Genomic DNA, 21,568 nt, shown 5'->3' on the forward strand with positions numbered 1-21,568 from the left:
TTGACTCTTGACTTTCGGCATGTTAGGCGCAATATCTTGCAAAGTCTTGCAAGAATTTCCTCGAGCGAGGCCGCGTGACGACGGAACTTGTGGGGGTGGTATGACAGCGCGCCAGCAGGCGATCTTCACACTCGACGAGTTGGCTACCTACTTAAAGGTCGGCAAGCGGACGCTTTACCGGCTCGCCGCGCACGGGGAAATTCCGGCCTTCAAGGTCGGCGGGACGTGGCGGTTTCGTCAAAGTGAAATCGATCAGTGGATCAATGATCAGACCCGAGCCGGAGCAAAGAAGGAGGTGATGCGCAAGCGTGAACAGCAGAAGTCATCCGAGCAGCCCGTGTCGCCTGGGCGCACTGCCCGTCGCAGCAGGCAAAGGGCTTGAGTAACTCGTTTTTCAATTTTTCTGGAGGTATGACATGGACATCGATTTCAAGAAGTTGGCTCCCTGGAACTGGTTCAAGAACGAGCAGCAAGAGCAGCAGACCGCCTCTTCCCTGCCGGTGCAGCGCAATGACCTGCCAGCGGCGAGCGGGCCAGTCAGCCCGATCCTGCAACTGCATCGCGAGATCGACCGGCTGTTCGATGACGCGTTCCGGGGCTTCGGTTTTCCGGCGCTGGCCATGCCGCGGCTGCCATCCGATTGGTCGGGCATGCTGAAGCCGGCCCTGGACATCCAGGAAACCGACAAGCAGTACAAGATTGCCCTGGAAGTGCCCGGTGTCGAGGAAAAGGACATCCAGATCACCCTCGACAACGACGTGCTGGTGGTGCGTGGCGAGAAGCGCCAGGAACAGGAGAAGAAGGAAGGTGGCTTCCACCGTGTGGAGCGCACCTACGGCAGCTTTCACCGCGCCTTGAACCTGCCTGACGACGCCAATCAGGATTCGATCAAGGCATCGTTCAAGAACGGGGTGCTCACGGTCACGATCGACAAGCGCGAGGTCAGCGCGCCGAAGCAGGGACGTTCGATCCCGATCAACAGCTGACGTCGCCGGCTCGTTCGTCACAAGAAAAACCCGGTACGAGACGAGGTGTCGCGGCTCGCGATGCCTCGTCGCCTCAACCTTGTCAACCTTCTCAGGAGCATCAGCATGGCCAGAAAACAATGCCAGGTCTGCGGCCAACCCGCCACCGTGCGGGTGGAAGCCAATCTCAACGGGCGTCACAGCACCATGCTGTTGTGCGACGACCATTACCGCCAACTGGTGCGCCAGCAAAAGCGCACCGTCTCGCCGCTGGAAGCCTTGTTCGGCTCGCGCAGCGGCCTGTTCGAGGACTTCCTTGGCAGCGACTTCTTCCGCATCGGTGACGACGCACCGTCCATGGCGGCCGATACCGACGAGGTCGTCGATGCCTCGTTCGGCGAACCCGCCCCGGCCGGTACGGGCACCGCGCGCCGTCGCGGCAGTGGGCTCGCCAGCCGTATCAGCGAACAGTCCGAGGCCCTATTGCAGGAGGCCGCCCGACACGCTGCAGAGTTCGGGCGCGCCGAAGTCGATACCGAACACCTGCTGCTGGCGCTATCCGACAGCGACGTGGTCAAGACCATCCTGGGGCAGTTCAAGATCAAGGTCGATGACCTCAAGCGCCAGATCGAATCCGAAGCCAAGCGCGGCGATAAGCCGTTCGAGGGCGAGATCGGCGTGTCGCCCCGGGTCAAGGACGCGCTCAGCCGTGCTTTCGTGGCCTCCAACGAACTCGGCCACTCTTATGTCGGGCCGGAGCATTTCCTGATCGGGCTCGCCGAGGAAGGCGAAGGTTTGGCGGCCAACCTGCTGCGCCGTTACGGCCTCACGCCGCAAGCGCTGCGCCAGCAGGTAAGCAAGGTGGTCGGCAAAGGGGCCGAGGATGGCCGCGCCGAGACGCCGACCAACACGCCGGAACTCGACAAGTATTCGCGCGACCTCACCAAGATGGCGCGCGAGGGCAAGCTCGATCCGGTCATCGGCCGCGCGCAGGAGATCGAGACGACCATCGAAGTGCTGGCCCGGCGCAAGAAGAACAACCCGGTGCTGATCGGCGAGCCCGGCGTCGGCAAGACCGCCATCGTCGAAGGGTTGGCGCAGCGCATGGTGGCCGGTGAAGTGCCTGAGACGCTGCGCGACAAGCGCCTGGTGGAACTCAACATCAATGCCATGGTGGCTGGCGCCAAGTACCGGGGCGAGTTCGAGGAGCGCGTGCAGAAGGTGCTCAAGGAAGTGACCGAGCACCAGGGCGAGCTGATTCTCTTCATCGACGAGGTGCACACCATCGTCGGTGCAGGCCAGGGTGGCGGCGAAGGAGGGCTGGACGTGGCCAACGTGTTCAAGCCGATGATGGCGCGCGGCGAACTGAACCTGATCGGCGCCACCACGCTCAACGAGTATCAGAAGTACATCGAGAAGGACGCCGCGCTGGAGCGTCGCTTCCAGCCGGTGATGGTGCCCGAGCCGACGGTAGCGCAGACCATGATGATCCTGCGCGGCCTGCGCGACACCTTCGAGGCGCACCACAAGGTCAGCATCTCCGAGGATGCGATCATCGCCGCCGCCGAGTTGTCGGACCGCTACATCACCGCGCGCTTTTTGCCTGACAAGGCCATCGACCTACTCGACCAGGCGGCCGCACGTGTGAAGCTGTCGGCCACGGCCCGCCCGGTGGCGGTGCAAGAGCTGGAGTCCGAACTGCACCAGCTGCGGCGTGAGCAGGACTATGTGGCCTCGCGCAAGCAGTACGACAAGGCCGCCGAGCTGGGCAAGCACATCGAGGCCAAAGAGGCCGAACTCAAGAAGCTTGTCGAGGAATGGGAACGCGAGCGCGCCTCGGGCAGTGCCGAAGTCAAAGCCGAGCATGTCGCGCAGATCGTCTCGCGCCTGACCGGCATTCCGGTCAACGAGCTGACGGTGGAAGAACGCGAGAAGCTGCTGCATCTGGAGCAGCGGCTGCACGAGCGCCTCGTGGGCCAGGACGAAGCGGTGCGCGCGGTGGCCGATGCCGTGCGGTTGTCTCGCGCGGGCCTGCGCGAAGGCAGCAAGCCGGTGGCGACTTTTCTGTTCCTCGGGCCGACCGGCGTGGGCAAGACCGAGCTCGCCAAGGCGCTGGCCGAGTCCATCTATGGCGATGAAGGTGCTCTGCTGCGCATCGACATGTCCGAGTACGGGGAACGCCATACCGTGGCACGCCTGGTGGGCGCGCCTCCGGGTTATGTGGGCTATGACGAGGGCGGCCAGCTCACCGAGAAGGTGCGTCGCAAGCCCTACAGCGTGTTGCTGCTGGACGAGATCGAGAAGGCTCACCCCGACGTCTACAACATCCTGCTGCAGGTGTTCGACGACGGGCGGCTCACCGACGGCAAGGGCCGGGTGGTGGATTTCACCAATACCATCATCATCGCCACCTCGAACTTGGGCTCGGACATCATCCAGCGTCGGCTGAAGGCCCGTGGCGCCGCCGGCGAGGAATACGAGAAGACCAAGGGCGAGGTGATGGACGTGCTGCGCGGACACTTCCGCCCCGAGTTCCTCAACCGCATCGACGAGATCATCGTCTTCCATGCGCTGGGCAAGGAGGAGATCCGCCATATCGTCGGCCTGCAGCTCGATCGTGTGGCCCGCAACGCCGCCAGCCAGGGCGTGACGCTGACCTTCGATCAGACCTTGATCGATCACTTCGCGGAGGAAGGCTACAAGCCCGAGTTCGGCGCGCGTGAGCTCAAGCGGCTGATCCGCAGCGAGCTGGAAACTGCTCTGGCGCGCGAGATGCTCGGCGGCGGAATCGGCAAGGGCGATCACGCCAGCGCACGCTGGGACGACAAGGCCGAACGGGTGGTCTTCGAGCGCCAGGAGCCACCCGCAAAGCCGGCCGAGCCTGAGAAGCCCGATGCCGCGAACGTGGCCGAGACGCCGCCGAGCGACGCGAGCAAGCCTGCGCGCAAGAAAAAGTCAGCGGGCGGCGAATCTTGAGTCATGGGGAGGCTGTCGTGATCCTTCAATTGACCCAAGGACTTGTTCTTGATGGAAACAAAAGCAGTAGGCGCCATTCAGAGTAAGCCGACGGCTCTGTTCGGTGTGTCATCCAATTCGTCGGCATCGTTCAAGGAGAACCGATATGTCTGCATTGACTCCGTGGGACCCCTTCCGGGAACTGGATGAATTGCAAAACCGCCTGGCGACGATGTTCGGACGGACACCCCAGCGACAGGGCGCCCGTACCGGCAACGAAGCCATGACCACGGCGGACTGGGCACCAATGGTGGACATCAGCGAGGATGAGAACGCATTCCTCCTCAAGCTGGATCTGCCGGAGGTCCCCAAGGATGCCGTGCGCGTTAGCGCGGAGAACGGGGTGCTCACCATCAGCGGCGAGCGCAAACTGGAAAAAGAGGAGCAAGGCAAGAAGTTCCACCGCATCGAACGTGCGTATGGCCGCTTTGTGCGCAGCTTTGTCTTACCTGACAACGTTGATCCGACCAAGGTGACGGCTTCGATGAAAGACGGCGTGCTGGAAGTGCGGCTTGTCAAGGCCGAGCAAGCCAAGCCGAAGCAGATTGAAATTTCAGTCAATTAACTTCAATAGGAGTCCATCATCATGAATGACAAACAGCCCAATAACATCCGTTCCGCACTTGCCCTGGCGGTCTGCATCGGACTGAGTGGACCGGTTTTGGCCCAATCGGCGGCAAGTCCAAGCGCTGCAGCGCCCTCTGTCGCACCCAAGGCGGCGCAGCCACAAGTAGACGACAAGGCCGCCCGGGAAGTCGAAAAAAAGCGTGCCGAGCTCACTCAGGACGCCATCACGGCGCTCGCCAAGACCCAGGAGGCTTTGACCCTCCTTGATGCAAAGAAGACCAAGGAGGCGCTCGCTGCGCTGGAACTGGCCAGCGGAAAGCTGGAACTGGTATTGGCACGCGACGCCAAACTTGCTTTGGCGCCGGTCGATGTACGCGTCATCACCCACGATATCCACGCCAACGTGGAATCGGTAAAGAAAGCGGTCAAGTTGTCTCGGGAGTTGTTGGGTGATGGCGAGGTGCAAAAGGCCCGGCCCATCGTTGCCAATCTGGCCAGCGAAATCGTGATCGAAACCGACAACCTGCCGATGGCAACGTACCCGGCAGCGATCAAGTCGGCCGCACGGCTCATCGACAGCGGCAAGATCGACGACGCCAAGGCGGAACTCGCCCGAGCACTGAACACGCTGGTGGTGACCTCGGTCGCCTCTCCTCTGCCCGTGCTACGGGCCGAAGCCGCGATGGCAAAAGCGGAAAAGCTGGCCGAGACCGACAAGCGCGATGCCAAACAGAGCGAGGAGCTCAGCGCCCTGCTGGCCTACGTGCGCACGGAAATCGAGCTGGCGCAGATCCTGGGTTATGGCAAGAAGGCGGACTTCAAACCCATCTTCGATCAGGTGAAGTCCATTGAGCAAAAGTCGGCTGGTGGCAAAAGCGGCAAGGGATGGTTCGACGAGTTGAAGACGCGTATCCAAAAGCTGTTTTGAGGTGATGAAGGGGCTGACTGCTCTGTCGGTCAGTCTCGCGATGTTCGCAGTCAGCCCCAATAGATTCGCCTATTTTCACTATCTCATACGAGGCATATCACCATGAATGAGCAAACACCGAATCCCAATGCGACGAACGAAGGAATAAACGAACAGGCCGCGGTAAGCAGCCTTCCTGTCAGTCCAGAGGCCAAGCCTGAAGTCGTTACGGAGGTGCAGCCTGAGGTTCAGAAGGAAACGGACTCGCAGGCGGCAGACAAACGTAAACAAGTCCTCGATGAGGCCGTCTCGGCCTTGGCGCTGACCAAATCAGCGCTGGCCGCACTTGACGGCAAGGACGCTGCACGCGCATTGGCAACGCTGGCCGAAGTGACGGGAAAGCTGGAGCTGATCGTCGCGCGCGAACCCACGCTTGCCCTGGCCCCCGTTGATGTGCGCACCATCGTGCACGACTTGTTCGCCAACACGGAAACCATTGAGGCGATGACCGACGAGGCGCGGGATGCCCTCAAACATGGCGAGGTGCAACAGGCACGTCACGTGCTGGCTTTGCTGGCCAGTGAAATCGTGATCGCGGTCACCAACATCCCTCTGGCGTCCTATCCCGCAGCCGTGAAGTCAGTCGTGCCGCTGATCGATCAGGGCAAGATTGAAGAAGCCAAAGCCGCGCTGCAGGCAGCGCTCAGCACGCTGGTCGAGACGCGCAGCGTGCATCCGCTGCCCGCCCTGCGCGCCAGGCTGCTCCTGAAGCGCGCCGAGACCTTGGTAGAAGATGGTCAGCGGAGCGAAGCGTCCAATGAGCGCCTGGAGACATTATTGAACGAAGCGCGGCAGCAGTTGGAAATGGCAGAACTGCTGGGCTATGGAAAGAAGAAGGACTTTGAGCCCCTGTATGCTGAACTCAAGAAAGTCAAGCAAAAGACGGCTGGGGGAGGCGGCGGAAAAGGCTGGCTCGATGAAATCAAGGCAAAGCTGTCCAAGTTGTTCTGAAACCGCTGGATAGGGCGTAAGAGGGGCGCGTCGCGCCCCTCTCTTGGCTCAGGAGTGTTTGCTTTTTCACCCCATTAGATCTTTAGGAGATATAGCATGAATACAGACACCATCACCGATTCCAGTGCGGATGAGCCCACCAAAACACTGTGTTCATTGACCGAAAATTGGTGGATTTTTGCGTTGCGCGGTGTCTTGGCATTGATTTTCGCAGCCCTTGCGTTCTGGATGCCACAATCGGCTCTGTTGGCCATGACCTTAGTGTTCGGCGCATTTTCCTTGGTCAATGGCGCTTTCAACTTGGTTGCAGCGGTGCGCCATATCCAGAAAAAAGAGCGCTGGGGCTGGCTGCTGTTCAGCGGCATTGTCGGCATACTTACCGGCGTCGTCGTCCTGGTTGCTCCTTGGGTCGCCACGATGGTCATGGCTTCTTTTTTATGGGCTAGCGTGGGGTTCTGGGCGATTTTCACCGGTGTGCTGGAGATATCCGCCGCCGTTCGGCTGCGTCAAGAAATCAAGGGTGAAATCTGGCTTGCCTTCAGTGGACTGCTCTCGATTGTCCTTGGCGCTATCGTCTTGTGGATATTTTTTTCCCGTCCGGTCGAGTCATTCCTGGCCGCAGGCTGGCTGTTGGGCTTCTATGCGGCAGTCTATGGTGTCACGCTTTTGTTCTTGAGTTGGCGTCTTCGCAAAACGCGCCAGGGATAAGAGCGGGTCAAACTAAATTCTATGGATATGAGCATTTTCGGTTCGTGCCTCCATAGAAATGACATCGAAGGAGTCATGCATGCAGATGCAATATAGCTATCGAGCTATCGACAAAGAGTTTCATGAACCTTGGCAGAGAGCTTTGGGGAATGTGATCGAGCGCGACCTCAAGCCATTGCTCGACAAACACACTAAAGATTCAGTGCGACTTCAAATCGTCCTTGATCGCGACAAGATCAAGCGGCAATTTCTGGCCAGTGGCTATATGCACCTGCCCGGCAAAAAGATTGTCAGCGTTACTGCATCACATGACGAGCTGACGCCCCTCGCGCAGATGCTCGCACAGTCGTTGTTCCGTCAGGCCAAGAAGCATTTTGACCGGCTGCATGCTCATGACCAGATCAAGCGCAAAGCACGACGCGAGCGCTTGCGCGAGCTCAAGGTGCGGATTGCCGCAAAACCCGCGTCAGCCGCCCATGAGGCCAAAGTGACCCGAATGCCTCTACTGTCGAAACTTGAGGCTGTCGCAAGGCGTGAGCTGGCTTATCTGCGGGCCGTCGGCGATTTACCGCGCGATTATCCGACGCTGCGCGACGTGGTGGATGAAGCGATTGTCCGAGCTGAGGTGGAATGGCAATCCGTGCCGGGGGAAAAAGAGGCTTACACCGGTCTTTTGAAGCATCTGTTCGCCGTCCTGGATAACGAAGTGGCAAGCAGCCGGCAATTTGGCGAATTCGTTTCTCTGGACGCGCCGGTCGAACCGGATGCCCAAGACGTCGCCGAGGCCATGGTGGAAGAGGAAGTCTTCGAATTTTATCAGCCCGATGACACACTCAGGCTGGCCGATATCATCGCTGACAGTCAGCATCCCGATGCCGCAACGATCGCGGAACAGGAGGAGCTAGTTGATCGGTCGAGCGAGTTCGCTTTTGCATTCGACCTGCTGAAGGACATGCCGCGTTTGTGGCGGCGCATTTTTCTGCTTATCCGTGTGGACGGGCTGGATGCCAGCAGCGTCTCTGAAATCCTGCTGATTCCTAGTAAGGAAGATACTGTCCAAAGGTGGCTCATGCCGGCCGAAGCGTTCATCGCTGCTCATTTGGAAGAGGCCGGAGTAAGCAAAGACGGGAACGATTGGCTCCAAGGCGTTGATTGGTCGGCATTGTCTGCGACCCGAAGCGCGGCAGCCTCACTGTGGTCCAAGGAGGCGAACCATGAAGAATGATCTTCACCTCGTCTGTCCGCATTGCCAGTCCATCAACCGCGTACCGACTGCGAAGCTATCGGAACATCCCAACTGCGGCCGCTGCCAGCAGCCCTTGTTCACGGGCGAACCCATCGAGTTGACCACGGCGACGTTCTCGCGCCACGTGGAGCGCAGCGACCTGCCACTGTTGGTCGATTTCTGGGCACCTTGGTGCGGGCCGTGCAAGATGATGGCCCCGCAGTTCCAGCAAGCGGCGCGCCAGCTCGAACCCAGGGTCAGGCTGGCCAAGGTCAATACCGAGGCAGAACCCCACCTGGCCGCGCAGTTCGGCATCCGCAGCATTCCGACGCTCGCCCTGTTCCAGGGTGGGCGGGAGATCGGGCGTCAGGCCGGCGCCTTGGGCGCGCAGGACATCGTGCGCTGGGCATCTGCACAGGTGGGGCGCTGACCGATGCAGGACTTGCTCGGCGCCACCCTGATCCTGCTGGCGGCATGCAGCCTCGCGGCGGTGGCGACGGCGGCGTTCAGAGTACCCGCCTTGCTGGGTTACCTCGCCGTCGGCGCCTTGCTGGGCCCGTCGGTCAGCGGTGTAGTCGCGCCGGGAGAAGCGCTTGATTTTCTGTCCGAGCTGGGCGTGGCCCTGCTGCTGTTCATGGTTGGGCTGGAGTTCTCCCTCGGGCACTTCTGGCTTTCCCGTAAAACCGTATTGGCGGCCGGCAGCTTGCAGATGATCGCTGTCGCCACGCCACTGACCTTGATGTTGATGTGGCTGGGACAGCCAGTTCAGAGCGCTGCGTTGCTCAGCACTGCGGCGGCCATGTCGTCCACGGCGCTGGTCAGCCGACAGCTGGCCGACCAAGGCGAGCTCACCACCCGCCACGGTCGCAGCGCCATCGCCGTGCTGGTCTTTCAGGACCTGGCCAGCGTGCCCCTGCTGGCCCTGCTGGCGATCTGGGCGCGCGGCGAGTCGCCGAAGATCGAGAGCGTGCTGCTCGAAGTGTTGGGCGTGCTGATGTTGTTCGCGGCAGCGGCCCTCGCCTCCCGTCGTCTGTTGCATGGCCTGCTGGGCTGGGTGGCGCGGCAGGGCCACGAAGAATCCTTCGTGCTGGTTTCCTTGTGCGTGGTGGTGGCTGCCGCCGCTGCTGCACACGCGGTCGGCGTATCCGCCGCCCTGGGTGCGTTTTTGGCCGGCATGGTGCTGGGCGAGAGCGACTTCCGTCACCACATGGAAAGCCACCTCAAACCGTTTCGCGATGTGTTGTCGGGGGTGTTCTTCGTGACTGTCGGCCTGCAGCTGGACGGAGCACAGATTCTTTCGGCACCGCTGACGGTGTTGGCGTGGCTGGCAGTGCTGGTGCCGGTCAAGATCGTGTTCAATACCCTGGCCTTGCGGGCGACGCGCTTGTCCGCCCTCGATGCCTGGCGCACGGGCATAGCGTTGGGGCATGGCGGCGAGTTCGCCCTGCTGTTGTTGGGCATGGTCTTGCAGCAGCATCTGATCCCCGCGACCGTCGTACAACCCATGCTAGTTGCGCTGGTGCTCAGCATGGCCCTGGCACCGCTACTGATCCGCCATCACGATGTACTTGCCCGGTTCTTGAGCCGCACCGGCGGCGTCATTCAGCCACCCCAGGCTGAAGAAGTCGAGATCGCCGCGCAGACGGCGCGATATCGAGACCATGTCATCGTTTGCGGCGCGGGCGAGCTTGGCCTGACAGTCAGCGAGATTCTTCGCCACGCCGGCGTGGCGCATCTGCTGCTGGAGGCGGACGCGCAGAAGGTCGAGGCCGCGCGTGCCGCCGGCGCGCCGGTGTTCCATGGCGATGCCAGTCGGCCCGATACCTTGCTGGCTGCCGGCTTGACGCATGCGCACATGGTGGTGCTGACGTTCGCCCATGCCCAGCAAGCGTTGCGCATCGCCCAGGCGATTGCCGAGCGCCGTCCGGCGCTGACCTTGTGGGTGTCATGCAGAAGTACGACCGCGGCCGATGCATTTCGCGCCATGCCCAACGTGCGCGTGTACCAGCAATCCTTTGCCGCAGCTATTGGGCTGGCGGAACAGGTGATGTCGACGCTTGGCATGTCGACCGAGCTGATTGAAGGACACATCAGCGCAATGCGCCGCCGTCTCGACAGCAGCCGTTTTCCAGGGAGTTCATCGTCATGAAATCAACACGCCTTAACCCATTTCAGGTCTTGCGTGACCAGTGGGCCATCATGAGCTTTTACGAGCGCTTTGAGCAGGTTGTCGCACTCGTTCTGTCGGCGGTGATTGCCGTCATCATCGTGGTGTCGCTGCTCCAGCTCATCTCGAGGGTCGGCCGGGAAAACTGAAAATCCTCAAAAATTAGCATATCCGTATGATTCATAATAGAAAAACCCTACTTTTTGGAGTTGTCCGGCAGTGCCACATCCTCCAGGATCCGGAAGTCATCAGTCAGGGCCCCAACTTTACGGCCGAAATCCAGAACGTAATCCCCGAAGCGGTTGATGTGCTCAAGCCGATAAGGGGCCAAGCCAGCTAAGACCTCAATCCGTGCTGGTCAGAATGTGGGCTTACGAGGCAATCAGCGGTTGAGCCGTGGCTCAAGCCCCCGCGATGCAGGCGAGCGGCATTCTTCTGTTCCAAATCGTACTACGCGCCGCGCCACTGCGGTCTCTACGCCACTTTGGGCCTCGACCTGCGAAACGCTGGCGCTCGACCGTATGGCACGCGGCAGTACGGTTCTGCCTGGGTTTTCGGGCGTCCCCAGCACATCACATGCGATAATCCACGATTATCACGCCTTACGTTTTCTGATTATTTAGTTTCAAACCTTGTATAACTAGTATGTAATAGCATGGTATGTACTACGGTATGAAATGGAGGGGGTATGCGTCGTTCCGGGATCTACAAGGCTGAGGTTCAGCGCGCCAGGCAGAACCTCCTCGCACAGGGGCGCTACCCATCCATCGATGCCGTGCGCGCAGAGCTGGGCGATACCGGCTCAAAAACCACCATCCATCGCTATCTCAAGGAGATCGAGGACGCTGAGGGGGGATCGCAGACGCCTCAAGTAGCGGTAAGCGATGCGATCATGCGCCTGTCTGCACAGCTTGCTGGCCAGCTGCGGGAGGATGCCGAGGCCCAGGTACAGCGCATCTCGCAAGAGCTTGAGGCTGCACGCGCCCAGTGGAACGACGAGCGGGGCAGCTTGCATGATGAACTCAGTGCCGTTCGTGGCGAGTTAGAGCGGGCCCAGCTTGCGCTGGGCGAGGCAGAAACCGCACGGCTGGCCATGCAGCAGCACCTCGCCTCTAAAGAGACGGCGCTTGTTCAACTGTCGGAGCAGCTCAATGCCTTAAAGGAGCAGTTGGAGCAGGCTCGACAGCACGCCCGCTCCCAAGAGGAGCGGAGTCGCCATGCACAGCAGGCTCTGGAGCACTTCCGTGGCGCGGCCAAAGATCAACGTGATCAGCTCCAGCGCCAGCATGATGAACAGCTGCAGTATCTACAGGCCGAGATCCGACAGCTCCGTGACGCCAACGCATCGACTCAAAACGCGCTCGCGGAGCAGCGGCAGGTCGCCAATGAGCGCCAATGTGAGGTTGTCCGTTTAGAGCAGATGGTGGCGGCCCAGCGTCATGAGCAGCTCGTGCAGGAGCGTGAACTCAAACGACTGAAAGACATTGAACAGCAGCATGCCAACGCCGCCACCCAGCTTGCGGCAAGCCAAAGCAGAGTGTTGGCCCTGGAGGCGATGACCACAGACGCTGTTGCCGCTCGGGACGAGCTAACGGCCGTGATTAAAAGACTGGAGTTACAACTAGATGTCGCGCAGGCGACGGCGGCCTCGCAGGATCAGGTACTGCGGTCGCTCTCTGCGTTCATCGCAGGTTTGGATAAAGCCAATACAGAACAATTGATTACGCCAAATTCGTGAGGATTTTCAGTTTTCCCGGCCGACCCTCAATATGCTATACTGCGCTTGAGTAATTCCTTTTTTCCTCAAACGCTCAATAGCTCAAGGAGCGCATATGCAAGTCATTGCTGTACTGAACCAGAAGGGCGGGGCGGGTAAAACCACCATCGCCACCCACCTTGCCCGCGCCCTGCAACTCGACGGCGCAGACGTGTTGCTGGTTGATTCTGACCCGCAGGGCAGCGCCCGCGATTGGGCCGCCGTCCGCGAGGATCAACCCGTGCCCGTGGTTGGCATCGACCGGCCCACCATCGAGCGCGATCTAAAGAGCGTGGCCCGGAAAGACTTTGTTGTGATCGACGGAGCGCCGCAGGCTCATGACTTGGCCGTGTCGGCAATGAAGGCCGCCGATTGCGTGCTGATCCCGGTGCAGCCGTCGCCCTACGACATTTGGGCAACCTCTGACCTCGTGGATTTGGTCAAGCAGCGCATCGAGCTGACCGACGGCAAGCTGAAAGCGGCTTTCGTGGTGTCCCGTGCGATCAAGGGCACCAAGATTGGTGCGGAAGTCTCCGAGGCGCTGGCCGGGTACGGCCTGCCGATCCTGCAAACGCGCATCACGCAGCGCGTCATCTACCCGAGCAGCGCGGCCAGCGGCACCACGGCCATTGACCAAGAGCCGACGAGCGAGGCCGCCGAGGAAATCCGGGCGCTGGCTGAGGAAGTGCGCCGTTTCCTCAATTGCACCATTTGAGTAATTAAGGAGTAGGTGAAAATGAGTAGCGGGAAACTTGGCATGAAAGCAGGCCGCCCGAGCGCCGCGAAGGCTGGCCCTACCTTGTCCGACCTTGCCGACAAGGCCGCCACCGTCCGGGTGAATTTCGACCTCGACCGGGCCGAGCACACGAAGCTGAAGATTTACGCCGCCAAGACCGGGCGCAGCATCACGGACATTCTGCGCGAACTGGTGCGCTCACTTGATGAAAAGAGTGATTGAGTAATCACTTAACCGGCTGGACGGGTCAAAAGCATGGACTATAGTCCATACATTTTTGATTTGGCGAAATTTAATAATGTTGATGAAATACGGCGCGTGGGGTATAAAGTGATGGTTGAAATGGAACCGTTGAGTCTGGAGGTACTGCCGCCCTCTCATTTCAAGGCGTTTGCGAAGAACGCACCGCATGAGATCAAGGGCGCTGTCATCGAGAACACAGAGCGCGGGCTGGTAATCGTGCTGCACGTTGGCAACGAGCGGCGCATTCTCGGCCAGTACCGGGGAGGCATCCGGTTTTTTCGCTCTTTCGATGGCGCGGCGGCAGTGCTGCGGCAGCATGGCGTGCTGCACTGGACGGCGAATGCAAAAGGCTGGATTCCGCGAACTTTGGAAGCGAAGGAGCGGAGTTCAGATGGATGAAAAAGCAAAGCCCCGCGTGGCAGCGGGGCTTGGCAAGAGGTGGGAACCTAGCAGGTGGCACTGTTTGGAACCCCAAGGCGTGACCGATGCAGACGACCAGAAACACCCAAACTATGGTCTGCATTGTAGCGCCCTACCTCTTGCCGCACAAGCGGAAAGAGGGTTATGGGGCAAGCACAGCTACGACTTTTCAGCCCAGCCGATGAGGCGGGTTGCTATCACGACACAGCCCGGCAGGGCTTTTTCTCGTTGCTCATGGCGACGGGCGAGGGCAGCGGCAAGAAGCAGGACAGTTACCGGCTGTCACAGATGCCCGTGGTGCTCTCCATGCTCGACCACAGCCGGGATACGTGGCTGTCTCAGGCCGAGTTCATCAAGCCAAACCGCCGTGTCGTCAATCTGGCCCGTATCGGGCTGCTGTTCGCTGACTTGGACACCTACCGCGAGCCGTGGGCGCAGGGGCGCAGCCCCGAGCAACTGGCCGCCGCTGTCATGTTCCGCTGCTACGACGAAGGCGTGCCGCCGCCGTCGATCCTCGTTTTCTCTGGCCGTGGCGTGCAAGCAAAGTGGCTGCTGGATGGCACCTTGCCGCGTCAGGCGCTGCCACGCTGGAATGCCTGCCAGCGTTACCTGATCGACCGTCTGGCCGGGCTGGGCGCTGATCCAGCGGCCAAGGATGCAAGCCGCGTGCTGCGGCTGGTCAATACGGTGAACAGCAAGAGCGGCGAGGTTTGCCGCGTCATCCACGTTGAGCAAGGCCCGGACGGCGAGCCGATCCGGTACAACTTCGAGTATCTGGCCGAGGCGCTACTGCCGGTGGCCCGCTGGGACATCGAGGCCGACCGCAAGGCCCGCGCCGACCGTCGCCAGTTCAAGCTGCTGCCGGGCGGCCAAACCGGCAACCTGCGCACGCTCAACGGGCGGCAACTGGCGTGGGATCGTCTGGAGGACTTGCGCACGCTGGCCGCGCTGCGCGGCGGCGTGGCCGAGGGCGAGCGGATGCAGCACCTGTTTTGGCGGCTGAATTTCCTGCTGCTGTCAGGTGCGACGCACACCGGCCAGATGTACCACGAGGCCGCCGCGCTGGCCCGTGAGCTTGACCCACGGTGGAACTACCGCAGCGCCGAGCTTATGACGCTGTACGCCAAGGCCAAGGCCCACGAAGCCGGGGAAAAGGTGGAGTTCGGCGGCAAGCAGTTTGCGCCGCTCTACACGCCCAAGAACGACACGCTTATCAGCCTGTTTCACATCACCGACGACGAGCAGCGCAAGCTGCGCACGCTCATCAGCCGGGACATGGCCGCAGAGCGCCACAGCGAGCGCGAGAAAGCCCGCAGACGTGCCGCTGGGGCTGTCGATCGTGCTTCCTATCTGGAAGCAGCCAGCGCCAAGCAGGCGCAGGCTTTGGCCCTCAAGGCGCAGGGTCTGAGCGTGCGGGCCATTGCTGCACAGATGGGCATTAGCAAGACCGCTGCCGGGCGCTACATCGCAGAGCCGGGAGAGTGTCCCAAGTCCATGCGTATTACAGGCGGGGAGGGCTGATCGTGAGGTGTTCAAAGTCCGTCCGTATTACTAATGGCGGAGCCTTCCGGGCGGGTGTCCCAAGTCCATGCGTATTACTAATGGCGAAGCCTACGCCCGGCGCGTAGCGCCTGCCTTTGAGTAGCGCCTGCCTTTGAGTAGCGCCTGCCTTTGAGTAGCGCCTGCCTTTGAGTAGCGCCTGCCTTTGAGTAGCGCCTGCCTTTGAGTAGCGCCTGCCTTTGAGTAGCGCCTGCCTTTGAGTAGCGCCTGCCTTTGAGTAGCGCCTGCCTTTGAGTAGCGCCTGCCTTTGAGTAGCGCCTGCCTTTGAGTAGCGCCTGCCTTTGAGTAGCGCCTGCCTTTGAGTAGCGCCTGCCTTTGAGTAGCGCCTGCCTTTGAGTAGCGCCTGCCTTTGAGTAGCGCCTGCCTTTGAGTAGCGCCTGCCTTTGAGTAGCGCCTGCCTTTGAGTAGCGCCTGCCTTTGAGTAGCGCCTGCCTTTGAGTAGCGCCTGCCTTTGAGTAGCGCCTGAACGGCGCGGCCCCCTCGTCCAGTTCATCGGGTGGCTGTCATGAGTCGCGCCCGTCGATCCTTTCCGCCCGCGCTGCTGGATTCGTTGCGGGCAATGACGGTGCAGGAAACGCTAGACCGGCTGGGCCTGTACTGGAAACGTGAACCTGGCTTTGTGCCGGTGAAGGACAAAGCTACGGTGCGGCTGAATGTGTCCATTGGTGGCGGCGGTGTTGAGCTACTGGCGACCGGGCCGAAGTGGTACGACACGCGGAAAGAGCAGGGCGGCGGTGCCATCGACCTGACCATGCACCTGTTCAGATTGTCATTTGTGGATGCGGTCAAACGGCTGTCGCCTTGATCGTGTTTGCAAGATGCCCCCGGCAGGGCCGCCGGAGGCCACTCGCCGCCGTGAGGCTCTGGGGGCAGGGTGGCGGTCTTCGCCCTTCGTCCTGCCCCCTTTCTTACCCTCTCAAAACGCGCTGTAGGCCCGTTTCTGGCCGACAACGAGCCGAAGGCGAGGCGTCAGCACGGTGTTTCACCAAAAACGAGCAGCCGACCGGGCAGCGGTACGTTACGAAAACCGCTCGCATATCGTATCTGTATTGCGTATCATATCTGTATTGGTACGATTTACGCTGATATGGTACGAAAGGAGCAACGATCATGGCACGTCAGGGCATCACTTTTGAGCAGGTCGCCGCCGTCGCTGATGCGCTGGCAGGCGAGGGTCAGCAGCCGACCATCCGGGCGGTGCGGGAGAAGCTGGGCGACACCGGCAGCCCGAACACTATTCACAAGCACTTGACCGCGTGGCGCGAGGCCCGCCCGGTGGCCGCAGCCGCTGCGCCGGAACTGCCGCAGGCGCTGACCGCTGCCATTGCCGCCGAGATCGAGCGGGCCGCATCGCGGGCACGCGGCGAGATCGAGGGCCGTCTGGTGCAGGCGCAGGCGGAGGCCGCCGAACTGGCCGCCGCTGGCGAGGTGCTGGAAGGCGAACGCGACGAGCTGGCCGAGCAGGTGGCCGTGCTGACCACTGAGCGCGACACGCTGGCAGGCAAAGCCGCCCAGCAGGCCGCCGACTTGGCCGAGGCGCAGCAGCGCATCGAGCGCGAGCAGCAGGCGGCAGAGTCTGCCCGGCTGGAGGTGGCAACCGCCCGGCACAAGATCGAGGCGCAGGCCGAGCGCGTGAGCGAGCAGGCCGCCGAGCTTGAGCGCCTACGCGCCGCACTGGCCGAGGCACAGCAGGGCCGCACCGCCGCCGAACAACAGGCCGCCGTGCTGGCCGCCAAGCTGGAGGCGTGCGCCGACCGTGTGAGCCGCGCAGAGGCCCGCGCCGAGCAGATCGAGCAGCAGGCCGCCAAGGCTGCACAGGCCCACGACACCGCCCGCGCCGCAGCAGCGCAGGAAACCCGGCAGACGCAGGCCGAGCGTGACGAGGCTCGCAAGGTGGCAGCAGAGGCCCGCGAGCAGGCCGCACGACTTACCGGGCAGCTTGAGGCGCTGCAACGGCAGCAGGACAAAGCCGAGGCCGCCGAGAAGGCCACGAAGGCACCGAAAGGGAAGGGGGGCGAGTGATGCCAAGCGCCGCAGAATTTCAGGCGCTGTCCGATGAGTTGCGGCAGCTTGGGGCGGTGATCGTGCAGGCTGCGAACCTGGGCGATCAGGAGCTTGCATTGTGGGCCGTGGGGGCGCTGTCATCCGCAGCCGCCCGGCCTGCATGGTGGGCGAGAGAGGCCGCAGACAGCGAAGCTGTGGGATGCAAATAAAGTCCCATCCTAAGCTACGCCAATTTTCAGGACTGTTTTGAAAGACTCAGGCTTGGCAGGCGGGTAAAGTGTCATTCTGAAAGGATCGCGTGGCATTGGGCGCGGCCTGAATCGTGAAAATAAAGTCTCATACTTTCGAGCGTCTGAATCGTCGCCCACTACCGCCGGGACTGAGACACCAACAAGGGGGGCGTATGCCCAAAACCCGAAAACACCTCACCCCGACCGAAGCAGAGGCCAAGGGGCTTCTATGCCGTAAGCACCTCAAGGAACGCCTCCGCCTCATGCCGGGACTAAACACCAAGCCCGCTGGCAGTGTCTGGCAAGGTCAGGGGGCTTATGATGTGTACAACCCAGCCGAGTGCGTGCCGTGGCGCTGGATGCCTGGGCGTGCCCAAGTCCGTCGCCAGCACGTCGCAGCGCAGGCAAAAGACCTGATCGCCGCAGGCTGCATTGTGCTCGACACCGAAACCACCGGCCTCGGTGATGACGCCGAGATTTGCGAGATAACCATACTCGACGTGACCGGCGCACCGATCCTCGACACGCTGGTACGCCCGACCCGGCCAATCCCGGTCGAGGCGACAGCGATTCACAAAATCACCGACGCCATGGTGGCCAGTGCGCCGAGCTGGCCCGAGGTGGCCGAGCAGTACGCCGCCGCCGTTGCTGGCCGAACCGTCGTTGCCTACAACGTCGCTTTTGATGCGCGCTTGCTGCGGCAGACCTATCAGATACACGGAATCACCGCGCCAGTGTTGACGACCGCTTGCGCGATGCTGATGTATGCCGAGTGGCATGGAGAGTACGACCGGAGCCGCGACCGCTGGCGATGGTTGAAGCTGATCGAGGCTGCGACCGACTGCGGCGTGGCAGAAGACGGCGCACACCGCGCCCTTGCCGACGCCCGCATGACGCTGGGTGTGCTGCGATACTTGCAGCGCCGCACGAACGGACGGCGACCGGCAGGGCCGAAAGTGGCCACCGTCCCGCAGGAGGCTTTGCCCTCTGTTTTAGGATGAAACTCTATTTCAAAGAATGAGACTTTATTTGTACGGATGAATCTTTATTCGCATCCCACACATGGCTTCTAACCACGCTTCGTGCATCCAGAATGGGGCTATTTTTCCGTGCTGAAGTGTGCAAAGCGGATTGAGCACCCGGCGTGGGTTCTTCCATGTCTCGACGGAGAGCAACAGGCCGTCCGCATGGACGGAAAAGACTGGTAGTGCTTTCGGCTGGCCCTTCTTCTTGCCTTGCGTTTCGGTTGGCTTGAGGTCGTCCCAAACGCCTTGCACGGTTTTGTTCAGTTCGTCGATGAAGCGTTCCGGCATGGTTTTCAAGAGTTCGGCAGTGATTGCGTTCGCGTCCTCAAATTGCTTTCTTGCTTCGGCTTCCTTTTTCCGTCGTTTTTGCCGCTCCTGTTCGTATTCGTCTAAGGTTTGCCTGTGTCTGCGCTGTGCTTCAGCTTCCGCTTCTTCAGCTTGCCTTCGTGCTTCCTCTTTGGCTTTCTGTCGGCGTGCTTCACCCTCTGCTGTGAGTGCTGGTTTTACCAGTTCGCCAGACTTGGCCTCGATGGTGATCGAAAGCGGTTCGCCGCGATGGTCTACCAGATCGAACGGCAGACCATCCGCATCGAATGCCGTGAGGTAAAGATTGGCCCCATAGACCTTGTGCCCCGGCCTCACAGCTTCGTATTTTTCTGCTGCTGCGTGCAGTGCTTCCGCTAGGCGTTCTGCCGTGATTTCTCCTTTGATCTTGATTCTCATGGCAACCTCCATCCGTAGGTGCCATCCGATGCGGGCTTGACGTAGCACACGCCTTTTTCGACGTACCACCCCGGCCTATCGCACTTCGCCAAGCTGGCGAGGCTTCCCGTTTGAGCGAAGCGGTAGGCCAAGCGCCCCTCTGGCGTGTTGGCCCATGCCGCCGCCGCTTTCTCGTCCTTGGCTTCGGTGTATCCCGCGCCGTATCCGGCCTGATAGCCCGAATCCTTGCCGCTGCTGTGCATGTACCAGCCGAACAGGCCGACGCACAGGAAGGCCACGGCGATGCAGCCCGCCGCCCACTGCCACATCTGCTTTGCTGATGTGTTGTGCGCGACCTCTTGCGCTGCTGCTGCTACCGCTTGCGCCAAATCCGCCTTGGCTGCTTCCGCTGATGCTTTCACGGTTGCATCCGCCGTTACCTTGAAATTGACCAAGGTATCTTTGGCTGCTTGTGCTATCGCTTGCGGGAACTTCTCATACTGGCCTTGGTAGTGTTGCAAGGCCATGAGCACCAGCCACAGCGCATCATTGTTTTTCAGGCCGAGTGCATCCCGAACCCGGTAAAGACTTTGCCGCTCCGCGTCACTGGGTTGCCTGCCGAGCAGCTTTACAAAGCTGTCGTCAAGGTCACTCATGGACTACGGCCTCCAATACCTTTTTAACCTCATTGCGCCACCGGGTAAGCTCCGCACGGTTGCCAATGGGTAGTTCCTTGAGTGCTATCGCAATGCTCATGCGCTTGCTGTAAATGTCATCGCTCACACGGTCGGCCAAGTCCGGGAATGTCACCGACTTCCCGCCGCGTTCCTCTACCGCCGTGCGCAGCTTGGAGCCGTTGTAAAGCTCGAATTTTTTTTCTTCTCCGAAGTGTCCATTGCGCACCACGTGAACGGCCGAGTTCGGGATTGCATCCATGTATTCCTTGAGCAGTTCGAGGCTATCCCGTTGACGGTTAATCACCCACAGCGTGACCAGCTTGCGCTTGAGTTCCGCAAGCGTGCTATTCAGTGTTTCACCGTAGGTGCTCACACCCTTGTTATTCCGCGCTGCCGTGTTGATGACCACGACGCTATCCGGTTTGCTATCGCACAAGTTCACTAGCTGAATCCATCCGTCCGCCTCATCCAGATTGATAAGCTCCGTTTCCGTGCTTTCCTTATAGGCTTTCCATACGTCCGGGTTAGAGGTGTCAGACTCAATCAGCAATACGCTTTCGCCGCGCTCTTGCAGGTAATCAACCGTTGCCATCGTGACAAGCGACTTGCCAACGCCGCCCTTGCTGCCACCGATCAGGTAAATGCTTTTCGCCATGTTGCTTACTCCTTAAATATCGTCGCTGTCAGGTTTCGGGGTGAATGTCGCCTTTGATGTATCCGCAGGCTTCTTGACGGCGGGGCGGCGCGGGGGTGTGTCTCCCGGTGCTTGCACCGGGGCTTTTTTCGCTAGCTTTGCTCTTTGCAAGTAGCTCTTGAGCGTTGGGGTTGCGATGCTCAGACCTTCGCCGCGCAGCGTCTCTGAAATCTGGTCAAGCGTGTATCCACGCTTTTGCAAAGCCGCGATCTCTTTGGAAAGGATGCGCACGGCCTCTTGCTTGCTGTGCTCCTGTTTCTTCTTCTCTACTGGAGGCATCTCCCGCAGCTTTGCAGCGATAGCCTCTAGCTGTTCTGTTGTGTACTTCATCGTGCTAACTCCTTTGCTCACTGGTTACGGAGTTGACAGCATAGCGCCATTTATGCTTGTTGCAAAGTGCGTCCCGTGCACCTAAACTGCTGATACGATAGTAAAGCGGTTGAGCTTAACAGGATGGCCGTTGTAACACACATGGCTTCGCCACGTGGTTCCAACGGACGCCAGACCATTCGGCGCTTCGCTTCTCACGGTCTGGCTCATCCTGCAAGGGGCAAGCCCCTTGACCCCGGACAGTGCGGCGCTTCGCTTCTTACTTTCCAAGACACCCCGCCCCCCTCGCTCCCCGGCTAGAAGGAGACACGATGCCATTTGAAACGCAGGGGCCGGAACCGCTGGACGCCGTTATCAATGTACGGCTGACCGCAGCGGAGAAGGCCAAGTTGAAGGAGGACGCCGACCTTGCCGGGTTGAGCATGTCCGAGCTTGTCCGCCGCCGCTACTTTGGCAGACCGATCATTGCCAATGCGGACGCTGTGATGCTCAAAGAGCTGCGCCGCATCGGTGGGTTGCTCAAGCACATTCACAACGAAAGCGGAGGCATTTACAGCAAGGACACAGCCGGGGCGCTGCTGGCAGTGAAAGCCTACATCGAGAGGTTGAGCCGTGATCGTTAAGAA

23 protein-coding genes and 1 pseudogene are annotated in these 21,568 nt (G+C 60.7%); 20 read left to right on the top strand and 4 right to left on the bottom strand.

All coding sequences use genetic code 11. The annotated features are described in order from the left end of the window. The first annotated feature begins 100 nt into the window (after positions 1–100). The 19 genes and pseudogenes from mads1 (at position 101) to H7R73_RS23325 (ending at position 18,515) form a co-directional block, all read left to right on the top strand. Positions 101–382, top strand: a complete 282-nt coding sequence (mads1, locus tag H7R73_RS23235; protein WP_015060211.1) for a methylation-associated defense system helix-turn-helix domain-containing protein MAD1 — start codon at positions 101–103, stop codon at positions 380–382. 34 nt (positions 383–416) lie between these two features. After that, entirely contained in the window at positions 417–986 is a 570-nt protein-coding gene (gene hsp20, locus H7R73_RS23240; RefSeq protein WP_034126243.1) for a small heat shock protein sHSP20, read from the top strand. Positions 987–1,091: 105 nt separating this feature from the next. Next, a complete protein-coding gene (gene clpK, locus H7R73_RS23245; RefSeq protein WP_161648082.1) occupies positions 1,092–3,941 on the top strand; it encodes a heat shock survival AAA family ATPase ClpK in 2,850 nt (949 codons plus the stop codon). A gap of 145 nt (positions 3,942–4,086) precedes the next feature. Further along, a complete protein-coding gene (gene hsp20-GI, locus H7R73_RS23250) occupies positions 4,087–4,545 on the top strand; it encodes a small heat shock protein sHSP20-GI (RefSeq protein ID WP_032174845.1) in 459 nt (152 codons plus the stop codon). Between the two features lie 21 nt (positions 4,546–4,566). Continuing rightward, positions 4,567–5,475 carry a heat resistance protein YfdX1 gene (gene yfdX1, locus H7R73_RS23255; protein ID WP_182951782.1) on the top strand — a complete coding sequence of 303 codons (909 nt, stop codon included), beginning with the start codon at positions 4,567–4,569 and terminating at the stop codon, positions 5,473–5,475. A gap of 102 nt (positions 5,476–5,577) precedes the next feature. Continuing rightward, a complete protein-coding gene (gene yfdX2 / locus H7R73_RS23260) occupies positions 5,578–6,465 on the top strand; it encodes a heat resistance protein YfdX2 (protein ID WP_182951783.1) in 888 nt (295 codons plus the stop codon). Positions 6,466–6,561: 96 nt separating this feature from the next. Then, positions 6,562–7,173: a heat resistance membrane protein HdeD-GI gene (gene hdeD-GI, locus H7R73_RS23265; RefSeq protein ID WP_003285392.1), complete on the top strand. Its 612-nt coding sequence runs from the start codon at positions 6,562–6,564 to the stop codon at positions 7,171–7,173. Between the two features lie 79 nt (positions 7,174–7,252). Then, complete coding sequence (locus tag H7R73_RS23270; RefSeq protein ID WP_182951784.1) at positions 7,253–8,398, top strand: hypothetical protein; 1,146 nt, start codon at positions 7,253–7,255, stop codon at positions 8,396–8,398. After that, the gene (trx-GI, locus tag H7R73_RS23275) at positions 8,388–8,828 is read left to right on the top strand and encodes a heat resistance system thioredoxin Trx-GI (protein WP_012761376.1); all 441 of its coding nucleotides are present in this window, start codon (positions 8,388–8,390) and stop codon (positions 8,826–8,828) included. Before H7R73_RS23270 ends, trx-GI begins: the two co-directional genes overlap by 11 nt. A gap of 3 nt (positions 8,829–8,831) precedes the next feature. After that, positions 8,832–10,547, top strand: coding sequence for a heat resistance system K+/H+ antiporter KefB-GI (gene kefB-GI / locus H7R73_RS23280; RefSeq protein WP_161469796.1), 1,716 nt, complete (start codon positions 8,832–8,834; stop codon positions 10,545–10,547). Beyond that, a pseudogene (psiE-GI, locus tag H7R73_RS23285) lies at positions 10,544–10,699 on the top strand (heat resistance protein PsiE-GI); the annotation flags it as partial. The gene kefB-GI and the pseudogene psiE-GI, both read left to right, overlap by 4 nt. Positions 10,700–11,253: 554 nt before the next feature. Then, on the top strand, positions 11,254–12,303 hold the full coding sequence (locus H7R73_RS23290) for a DNA-binding protein (RefSeq protein ID WP_182951785.1): 1,050 nt from the start codon (positions 11,254–11,256) through the stop codon (positions 12,301–12,303). Positions 12,304–12,397: 94 nt separating this feature from the next. Further along, positions 12,398–13,036: a ParA family partition ATPase gene (gene parA / locus H7R73_RS23295; protein ID WP_008166580.1), complete on the top strand. Its 639-nt coding sequence runs from the start codon at positions 12,398–12,400 to the stop codon at positions 13,034–13,036. A gap of 21 nt (positions 13,037–13,057) precedes the next feature. Next, positions 13,058–13,279 carry a plasmid partition protein ParG gene (locus H7R73_RS23300; RefSeq protein ID WP_011178357.1) on the top strand — a complete coding sequence of 74 codons (222 nt, stop codon included), beginning with the start codon at positions 13,058–13,060 and terminating at the stop codon, positions 13,277–13,279. A 33-nt stretch (positions 13,280–13,312) separates the two neighbouring features. After that, positions 13,313–13,699, top strand: a complete 387-nt coding sequence (gene parC, locus H7R73_RS23305) for a ParC family partition-associated protein (RefSeq protein WP_011270177.1) — start codon at positions 13,313–13,315, stop codon at positions 13,697–13,699. Between the two features lie 165 nt (positions 13,700–13,864). Next, positions 13,865–15,241: a replication initiation protein gene (locus tag H7R73_RS23310; protein WP_015060213.1), complete on the top strand. Its 1,377-nt coding sequence runs from the start codon at positions 13,865–13,867 to the stop codon at positions 15,239–15,241. Between the two features lie 544 nt (positions 15,242–15,785). Beyond that, a complete protein-coding gene (locus tag H7R73_RS23315; RefSeq protein WP_015060214.1) occupies positions 15,786–16,085 on the top strand; it encodes a hypothetical protein in 300 nt (99 codons plus the stop codon). 305 nt (positions 16,086–16,390) lie between these two features. Next, entirely contained in the window at positions 16,391–17,302 is a 912-nt protein-coding gene (locus H7R73_RS23320) for a DNA-binding protein (protein WP_064169966.1), read from the top strand. Between the two features lie 385 nt (positions 17,303–17,687). Then, positions 17,688–18,515 (top strand): 3'-5' exonuclease, encoded by an 828-nt coding sequence (locus tag H7R73_RS23325; RefSeq protein ID WP_011270172.1) that lies wholly within the window; start codon positions 17,688–17,690, stop codon positions 18,513–18,515. Positions 18,516–18,539: 24 nt separating this feature from the next. Here the strand turns inward: H7R73_RS23325 and H7R73_RS23330 are convergent, their stop codons facing one another. Genes H7R73_RS23330 through H7R73_RS23345 form a run of 4 tightly spaced genes read right to left on the bottom strand, consistent with a single transcriptional unit; the run spans position 18,540 to position 20,942 of the window. After that, positions 18,540–19,262, bottom strand: coding sequence for a hypothetical protein (locus H7R73_RS23330; RefSeq protein WP_015060216.1), 723 nt, complete (start codon positions 19,260–19,262; stop codon positions 18,540–18,542). After that, positions 19,259–19,897 (bottom strand): DUF6753 family protein, encoded by a 639-nt coding sequence (locus H7R73_RS23335; protein ID WP_182951779.1) that lies wholly within the window; start codon positions 19,895–19,897, stop codon positions 19,259–19,261. Before H7R73_RS23335 ends, H7R73_RS23330 begins: the two co-directional genes overlap by 4 nt. Further along, positions 19,890–20,573, bottom strand: coding sequence for a nucleotide-binding protein (locus H7R73_RS23340; RefSeq protein WP_166312488.1), 684 nt, complete (start codon positions 20,571–20,573; stop codon positions 19,890–19,892). The genes H7R73_RS23335 and H7R73_RS23340 overlap by 8 nt, the downstream gene beginning before the upstream one ends. A 12-nt stretch (positions 20,574–20,585) precedes the next feature. Continuing rightward, on the bottom strand, positions 20,586–20,942 hold the full coding sequence (locus tag H7R73_RS23345) for a protein mobC (RefSeq protein WP_166312489.1): 357 nt from the start codon (positions 20,940–20,942) through the stop codon (positions 20,586–20,588). 311 nt (positions 20,943–21,253) lie between these two features. Between H7R73_RS23345 and H7R73_RS23350 the strand changes: the two genes are divergently transcribed. Continuing rightward, the gene (locus tag H7R73_RS23350; RefSeq protein WP_011270162.1) at positions 21,254–21,565 is read left to right on the top strand and encodes a plasmid mobilization protein; all 312 of its coding nucleotides are present in this window, start codon (positions 21,254–21,256) and stop codon (positions 21,563–21,565) included. Positions 21,566–21,568: the final 3 nt, after the last annotated feature.

The sequence above is a fragment of the Aeromonas sp. WP2-W18-CRE-05 genome, from assembly GCF_014168615.1.
In the GTDB taxonomy this organism is placed as follows: domain Bacteria; phylum Pseudomonadota; class Gammaproteobacteria; order Enterobacterales; family Aeromonadaceae; genus Aeromonas; species Aeromonas caviae.